The organism is Streptomyces sp. NPDC003042 (assembly GCF_053591315.1).
Genome location: NZ_JBSFTP010000082.1, coordinates 26,036 through 32,935 on the forward strand (window position 1 = coordinate 26,036; position 6,900 = coordinate 32,935).

Sequence of the window (6,900 nt, forward strand, 5' to 3'; positions counted from 1 at the left end):
AGCGTTCTCAGCGTTCTCAGCGGTCCTCTCGGCAGTCCGGCGTGAACCAGGTCTCGCCGTGGACGCGGCCGTTGATCTGGAGGCGGACCACACGCGAGAGGCTCGTCCTGGCCGCGGGCCCGGACCGCCGACGTGCGCGGCGCTCTCCCGCTCCGAGCTGCGGCATGTTCTTCCTGGCCGGGCGCCGGGCGCCGGGACCGGGCCTAAGGGATGTCCGGCTCCTCCTCCTCGAATACGTGCATCGCCGCCTCCTCGGCGCTCGCGGCCCCGCCGTCGATGCCCTCGTCGGAGGCGACGAGTTCCTTCGTCGTATCGGTGTGCGCACCCTCGTCGGGAGCCACCAGGCGCCCGGCGCGAGCCGTGCCCGCCTCGGCGTCGGCCACCGGTTCCCCGGCCCCGTTCGGCAGGTCTCCGAGACCGTCCCCGGCGGGCTCCGCCACGTCCGGGACCTCCTGGGACAGCCGCTCGTCCAAGGACTGGCCCTCCAGTCGCTCCGCGGCCGTCGTACCGTGCTTGGTGACGCCCAGCGGCCTCTCCGGAGGCGAGTAACCCTCGTCCAGCATGTCGTCGTACGTCCGCTCGTCCACCGCGTTCTGGAGGTCCAGCGGCGCCGCGTCCTCCTGCTCCTCGTTGGTTCCCGTCGGCTGATACGCGTCGTCTGCCATCTGGCCTTCACTCATCAGGCGCTCCATGGGTCCGTATGCCTGCGTTGCCTGTACGTCCTGATGTGCGGCTTTCCTCCTGGACCGGCGCTAAACAGGCGGGGCATGGAGCCCGCGATCCCGGTCAGACGCCCGGTGACATGGGAGAAGCGGCATGGGGAGCAGCGCATGAGGAGCAGCGGCATGAGGATGCGAGAGCTCGTCGTCGTGGTCACCGGGGCGTCCAGCGGAATCGGCCGTGCCACCGCGCTCGCCTTCGCCCGGTGCGGGGCCCGGGTCGTCCTGGCCGCGCGCAGCCAGGAGGCGCTGGACCAGGTGGCCGCCCAGTGCACGGCCGCGCACCGCCTGGCGGAGGGCTTCGCCGTCCCCGTCGACGTCAGCGACGCCGCGGCCGTGGACGCGCTCGCCGCGGCGGCCGTTTCCCGGTACGGCCGTGTCGACGTCTGGGTGAACGCGGCGGGCGTGGGCATCCTGGGCCGGATCGACCGGACACCCCCCGCCGACCTGCGCCGCCTGTTCGACGTGAACGTCATGGGCACCGTCCACGGGGCACGCGCCGCCCTCACGGTGATGCGGTCCCAGGGCCACGGCCTGATCGTCGACGTCTCCTCCATGCTGGGCGGCGTGGTCCAGGCGCCGTACATGTCGGCCTACGCGATGTCCAAGGCGGCCGTGATCACCTTCGACGAGGTACTGCGCGAGGAGATCTCCCTGTCCCCGGCGGCGCACGGCATCAAGGTGTGCACCGTGCTGCCGGTGGGAGTCGACACGCCCTTCTTCCGCCACGCCGCCAACCACACGGGCCGCCATGTCCGCTCCCTGCCACCGCTCGCCACGCCCGAGCGGGTCGCACGCGCCGTCATCGGCGCGGTCCGGCGTCCGAGGCCCCGGATACCGGCCGGCCCGTACGCCCGCTCCCTGACGGTCGCCTACGCCCTCGCCCCCGGCCTCACCCGAGGCGCCATCACGCTGCGCACCGAGCGGGCCTACCTGGCGGAGCCCGGTACCGCACCGCAGACCACCGGCACGCTGTACGTGCCGTCCGGGCCGAGCGCGGCCGTGCGCGGAGGGCGCGGCAGCGGCCCGCGTACGGCGCTGCGGCGGGGCACGGCCCTGGTCGGCGCGGGCTGCGCGGCGGCGCTCGCGGTACGGGCGGCCGTACGGGCGGCCGTACGCCGCCGGCCGGCGGAGTGAGCGGCCCCGCCCTGGGTAGCCGCCGGGCAGACGGCCCGCGAGGGCAGGAGCGCTGACAGGGAGACCGTCATGGCAGTGCAGCACCGGCTCATCGACCGCCCGCCGAGTGAGGTGTGGGCGGTCCTCTGCGACGGCGACCGGTACGCCGACTGGGTCGTGGGCACCCAGGCCTCCTGGGAGGAGGACGGGGGCTGGCCCCGCGTCGGGTCCTCGCTGGGGTACCGGCTGAAGCTCGGACCGTGGGCGTACGAAGGCCGGACGACCGTCCGCGTCCTGGAACCCCCGCACCGCCTGGAGCTCGAGGCCAAGGCCGACAGGGCGGGCAGCGCCCGGATCGCCATCGAGGTGAAGGCCTGGGGCGAGGGCACCCTCGTCATCGTGGACGAGCATCCCCTGCGAGGACCGGCCGGGGCGCTGCACAACAGCGTGTTCGAGGCCGTCCTCCAGCTGCGGCACCGCGGCATGCTGACGCGGCTCGCCCGCGTGGTCGAGACCGGGGAAGGGGCCGGGGAAGGGGCCGGGGAAGCGCCCGAAGACGCCTCCGGGGAGTCCGAGCGGGCCGGGTCCCGTGGCCATGGCCATGGCCACGCCTGACGCGGTCGTCATCGGCGCCGGTCCGAACGGCCTGGTGGCGGCCAACCTCCTGGCCGACGCCGGCTGGTACGTCGTCGTCGTGGAGGCCCGGGACGAGCCGGGAGGCGCGGTCCGCAGCGACCGCGCCGTCCACCCCGACTTCGTCCACGACACCTTCAGCGCGTTCTACCCGCTCGCCGCCGCCTCCCCGGTCATCCGGGGGCTCCGACTGGAAGCCGAGGGGCTGCGCTGGAGCCAGGCCCCCGTCACCGTCGCCCACCCCCTGCCCGGCGGGCGCTGCGCGGTCCTCGCCCACGATCCGCACGAGACGGCCGCGTCACTGGGGCGGTTCGCTCCCGGTGACGGCGCCGCCTGGGAGCACCTCTGGCGCCTCTGGCAGCACATCGGCGACGACCTGACCGCGAGCCTGTTCACGCCGTTCCCCCCGGTCCGGGCCGGGCTGCGCCTCGCGGCCCGGCTGGGCCCCGCCGGAGGGCTGCGCCTCGCACGCACGATGCTGCTGCCCGCGCGCCGGTTCGGGGAGGAGCGGTTCGCCGGAGAGGGCGGCCGGCTCCTGGTCGCGGGCAACGCGCTGCACGCCGACCTCGGACCGGAATCCGCCCTCGGCGGCGGCTTCGGCTGGCTGATGTGCATGCTCGGGCAGGCGTACGGCTTCCCCGTGCCCGTCGGTGGCGCCGGGGAGCTCACCGCGGCGCTCGTGCGGCGCTTCCAGGCCCGCGGCGGGGTCCTGCGCTGCGGACGGGCCGCGACCCGCGTGGTGGTCCGGGGCGGGCGGGCCGTCGCGGTACGGACCGAGGACGGCGCCGAGATTTCCGTACGCCGGGCCGTGCTGGCCGACGTACCCGCTCCGCTGCTGTACCAGCGCCTCGTCGGCGCGCACCACCTGCCGCCACGGCTGCGGGCCGATCTGCGGTGCTTCCAGTGGGACTTCGCGACCGTCAAGATCGACTGGGCGCTCTCGCGCCCCATTCCCTGGAGTGCGCGGGGCGCGCACGGCGCCGGAACCGTTCACGTGGCGGACGGGATGGACGACCTGACCCGGTTCGGGGCCCAGCTGGCCATGAACAGGGTGCCCGACGTGCCGTTCCTCGTCCTCGGCCAGATGACCACGGCCGACCCGAGCCGCTCGCCGTCCGGAACGGAATCCGCCTGGGCCTACACCCACGTCCCGCAGGAGATCGCCGGTGACGCCGGGGAGGACGGCATCACGGGGCTCTGGGACGAGCGGGAGAAGGACGCGGTCGCCGCGCGGGTGGAGGCCCGGATCGAGCGCCTCGCGCCCGGTTTCGGCTCGACGGTCCTCGCCCGGCGGGTGCTGTCCCCGCCCGAGCTGGAACGGCTCAACCCCGCGCTGACCGGCGGCGCGGTCAACCAGGGCACGACCAACCTGCACCAGCAGCTGCTCTTGCGCCCGGTCCCCGGCACGGGCCGCCCCACGACGCCCGTGCGCGGGCTCTACCTGGCCTCCGCCACCGCACATCCCGGCGGGGGAGTCCACGGAGCCCCGGGAGCCAACGCCGCGCACACGGCCCTGCGCTCCCTGCCTTCCCTGCGCTCCCCGCGCCCGTCGCGGCTCCGCCGCTGACGAGCACGCCGGAGGTGACCCGGCCGGGACCCGGTCCGCGCCGGTCCCGGGCCGGGTCACGGGAAGCCGTTCAGGATTCCTTGCCGCGACCGCTCAGCGCGTCGCGCATCCGGTCGACGAGACCGACGCCGGGGGCGAGGATCTTATTGGCCGGGGGCTTGTCCGGGGCGGACGGGTGAGGGCGGGTCGGAGCCATCTTCTTGGCCTGACGCACCTTGTCGCCGAGCTCGTTGAGGGCTTCGGGCGGACACGCGGTCCGCATCTGGGGGAAGAGGTTGTCCTCCTCGTCGGCCACGTGCTCGCGGATCTCCGCCATGAGCTTGGTGATGAGCACGTCGAACCGGGGGTCGTCGGGCTGGCAGCTCTCCAGATCCTTCATGGTCCGCTCGGCGGCGGCGTGGTCGCGCAGCTCCTTGTCCGCGATGGCGTCACCGTTGGGCAGGTGCTCGCGTACCGCCGGGTACAGGTAGGACTCCTCCGCGACGGAGTGGCGGACCAGCTCCATGGTCGCCTGGTCCGCGTAGAGCTTGCGGCGCGGGTCCCCTGACGGCAGTTCCTGGATGTTGGTGAAGAGTTCCTCTACTTCCTCGTGGTCGGTGGTCAGCTCTGCGATGACGTCGCCGCCGTGCCCCATGACATGTCTCCTCGATCGGGATGATCAGGACGATCCGGACATGTCCAAATAAAGCGCGGTCCCCCGACGAGAGAGGGGATTGTCGACGGCCCAGCGTGTCGTCCCGTGTGGGTCATCCCACGGCCCGGTCGCGGCGTACGCCATTCCATTTCGGGCGATCCGGCGGTTACGGTGCATCTACCCCGCTCCGCGCACCCTCCGGATGGCCCGCCGTGCCCGCAGACTTCTCCCTGTCCCCGCTGATAGCGGCGACCACCCAGTGGCTCACCCGCGCCTACCCCTCCGGCGCGGGCGCCCTCGAGCGCAGCCTCGCCGAGGCGCAGGCCCGGCAGGCCGTGACCGTCGCGGCATGGCTGCGCTACCCGACCGAACTCGATGTGGCGCTGGTCGCGCTGACGGGACCGGGCGGCTCGGGACGGCTCGACTGGATCACCGGCGCGGACGCCGCCTCCGGCGAGGACACGCACACCGGCAGGGACGCCGACGCCCCGGCGGACGCTGACGCCCGGGGCGACGCGTGGCGCACGTGGGTCGACGAAGTCGTCGCCAGCTGGGCGGCCTGCCTGCTGAGCGCTCCGCCCCTGGCGTCCGCGGCCACGGAGGCGCTCACCGGGACGGTGCACGTGGGCGCTGTGCCCGTCTCCTTCCGCCGCCTGCTCGACCCCGCGGAACACGACCGGCAGGCGAGCACCCTGCTGCGCCACCCGGACTTCCTCGCTCCCATAGCCGAGCTGCACCACGCGGGCCTGCTGGACCGGATCAGGACGGGGACCGCGCCGACGGGCTGACTCCCGCCCCCGCCCCTCCCCCGGGTCGGTGCGCGCGTACGGCTCGGATGCCTGGGTAACGGCCCTGTGAAGAACCCACGCCGCCGTGCGCCGTGCCGCTGCCCATGGGAGGAAGCATGAGCGAGGGATTCGACACGATCGTCGAGAACGAGCCTGCGGTGCACACGGCCCCCACGGTGACCTTGGTCGAAGGGCCGACGTTCTGTGTTTCGGGCACCACGGGCGACATGGACGGGGAGTTGCCCCAAGGGCTGTTCTTCCGGGACACCCGCATCATCTCCGACTGGCACCTGCGCGTGGACGGCCGGACTCCGCAACAGCTCACGGTCCTGTCCCGCGACCCGTACAGCACCACCTTCGTCTCCCGCGTCCCACCCCGCGGCTCGCAGACCGAACTGCTCCTGGAACGCAGGCGCTACGTCGGCGAAGGCATGCGTGAGGATCTGCACCTGCGCAATCTCGGCAGCCTGCCGGTGTCGGCGACGCTGTCCCTGCGGATCGGCGCCGACTTCGCCGACCTCTTCCAGGTGAAGGAGAGCCGTGTGCGGTCCCGGGGGGAGACCTCCTCCACGCCCGAGGACTCCGCCCTGAGCATCGCCTTCCACCTCGGCAGCGCACACCGCGGCGTACGGATCGAGGCGGCGGGCGCCCGGGCGGGCCCGGACCGCCTCGACTTCCAGGTCGAGCTGGAGCCGCGCGGCGAGTGGCGTACGACCGTCCTGGTCCAGCCCAGTGTCGACGGCCGGCGCATCGCCGGTACCTTCCCGGCGGGGTCCGAGGTGGGCGAGTCCTCGGCAGCCCTGCGCATGCGGGCCTGGCGCGAGGCCGCCCCGCACGTCGCCGAGATCGAGGATCCGGAGCTGTACCGGACCCTGCGGCGGAGCCTGGAGGACCTCGGCGCGCTGCGCATCTTCGACCCCGAGCACCCGGAGAACGTGGCGGTCGCCGCAGGCGCACCCTGGTTCATGGCGCTCTTCGGCCGCGACTCGCTGCTGTCCTCGTACATGGCGCTCCCGCTGGACCCGACGCTGGCCCTCGGCACCCTGCAGACCCTCGCCCGCGCGCAGGGCAGCACCACCGACCCGAGCACCGAGGAACAGCCCGGCCGGATCCTCCACGAGACCCGCTTCGGCCTGGACTTCCCGCTGGCCCGTGGTGGCGGCAGCGTCTACTACGGCACGGCGGACGCGACGCCGCTGTTCGTGGTCATGCTGGGCGAGCTGCGGCGCTGGGGAATCGCGCCCGAGGCGGTGGAGGCGCTGCTCCCGCACGCGGACCGGGCGCTGGAGTGGATCGAGAAGTACGGGGACCGGGACGGCGACGGTTTCGTCGAGTATCAGCGGATGAAGGAGGACGGCCTGCTCAACCAGGGCTGGAAGGACTCCTTCGACGGCGTCAACTTCGCCGACGGCCGCCTGGCCGAGCCGCCCATCGCCCTGTGCG

At 73.6% G+C, this 6,900-nt stretch carries 7 protein-coding genes; 5 read left to right on the forward strand and 2 right to left on the reverse strand.

Going from position 1 to position 6,900, the window contains the following annotated elements:
• Positions 1–203: 203 nt before the first annotated feature.
• Positions 204–680: a DUF5709 domain-containing protein gene (locus tag ACWDYJ_RS29935; protein ID WP_451568714.1), complete on the reverse strand. Its 477-nt coding sequence runs from the start codon at positions 678–680 to the stop codon at positions 204–206.
• Positions 681–845: 165 nt separating this feature from the next.
• On the opposite strand from ACWDYJ_RS29935, the gene ACWDYJ_RS29940 reads away from it, so the two are divergent.
• From ACWDYJ_RS29940 to ACWDYJ_RS29950, 3 genes are all read left to right on the forward strand, one after another.
• Complete coding sequence (locus tag ACWDYJ_RS29940) at positions 846–1,856, forward strand: SDR family NAD(P)-dependent oxidoreductase (RefSeq protein ID WP_451568715.1); 1,011 nt, start codon at positions 846–848, stop codon at positions 1,854–1,856.
• Positions 1,857–1,925: 69 nt separating this feature from the next.
• Positions 1,926–2,450 carry an SRPBCC family protein gene (locus ACWDYJ_RS29945; RefSeq protein WP_451568716.1) on the forward strand — a complete coding sequence of 175 codons (525 nt, stop codon included), beginning with the start codon at positions 1,926–1,928 and terminating at the stop codon, positions 2,448–2,450.
• Positions 2,437–4,035 (forward strand): phytoene desaturase family protein, encoded by a 1,599-nt coding sequence (locus ACWDYJ_RS29950; protein ID WP_451568717.1) that lies wholly within the window; start codon positions 2,437–2,439, stop codon positions 4,033–4,035. The genes ACWDYJ_RS29945 and ACWDYJ_RS29950 overlap by 14 nt, the downstream gene beginning before the upstream one ends.
• A 70-nt stretch (positions 4,036–4,105) precedes the next feature.
• Here the strand turns inward: ACWDYJ_RS29950 and ACWDYJ_RS29955 are convergent, their stop codons facing one another.
• Entirely contained in the window at positions 4,106–4,669 is a 564-nt protein-coding gene (locus ACWDYJ_RS29955) for a hemerythrin domain-containing protein (protein WP_451568718.1), read from the reverse strand.
• A 212-nt stretch (positions 4,670–4,881) separates the two neighbouring features.
• Between ACWDYJ_RS29955 and ACWDYJ_RS29960 the strand changes: the two genes are divergently transcribed.
• Positions 4,882–5,457: a hypothetical protein gene (locus ACWDYJ_RS29960; protein WP_451568719.1), complete on the forward strand. Its 576-nt coding sequence runs from the start codon at positions 4,882–4,884 to the stop codon at positions 5,455–5,457.
• A 116-nt stretch (positions 5,458–5,573) separates the two neighbouring features.
• A partial coding sequence (locus ACWDYJ_RS29965) for an amylo-alpha-1,6-glucosidase (RefSeq protein ID WP_451568720.1) occupies positions 5,574–6,900 on the forward strand: 1,327 nt, incomplete at its 3' end.

Coding starts and splice junctions, on each gene's coding strand:
- ACWDYJ_RS29935 (WP_451568714.1), bottom strand. CDS start 680: ATGAGTGAAGGCCAGATGGCAGACGACGCGTATCAGCCGACGGGAACC.
- ACWDYJ_RS29940 (WP_451568715.1), top strand. CDS start 846: ATGAGGATGCGAGAGCTCGTCGTCGTGGTCACCGGGGCGTCCAGCGGA.
- ACWDYJ_RS29945 (WP_451568716.1), top strand. CDS start 1,926: ATGGCAGTGCAGCACCGGCTCATCGACCGCCCGCCGAGTGAGGTGTGG.
- ACWDYJ_RS29950 (WP_451568717.1), top strand. CDS start 2,437: ATGGCCACGCCTGACGCGGTCGTCATCGGCGCCGGTCCGAACGGCCTG.
- ACWDYJ_RS29955 (WP_451568718.1), bottom strand. CDS start 4,669: ATGGGGCACGGCGGCGACGTCATCGCAGAGCTGACCACCGACCACGAG.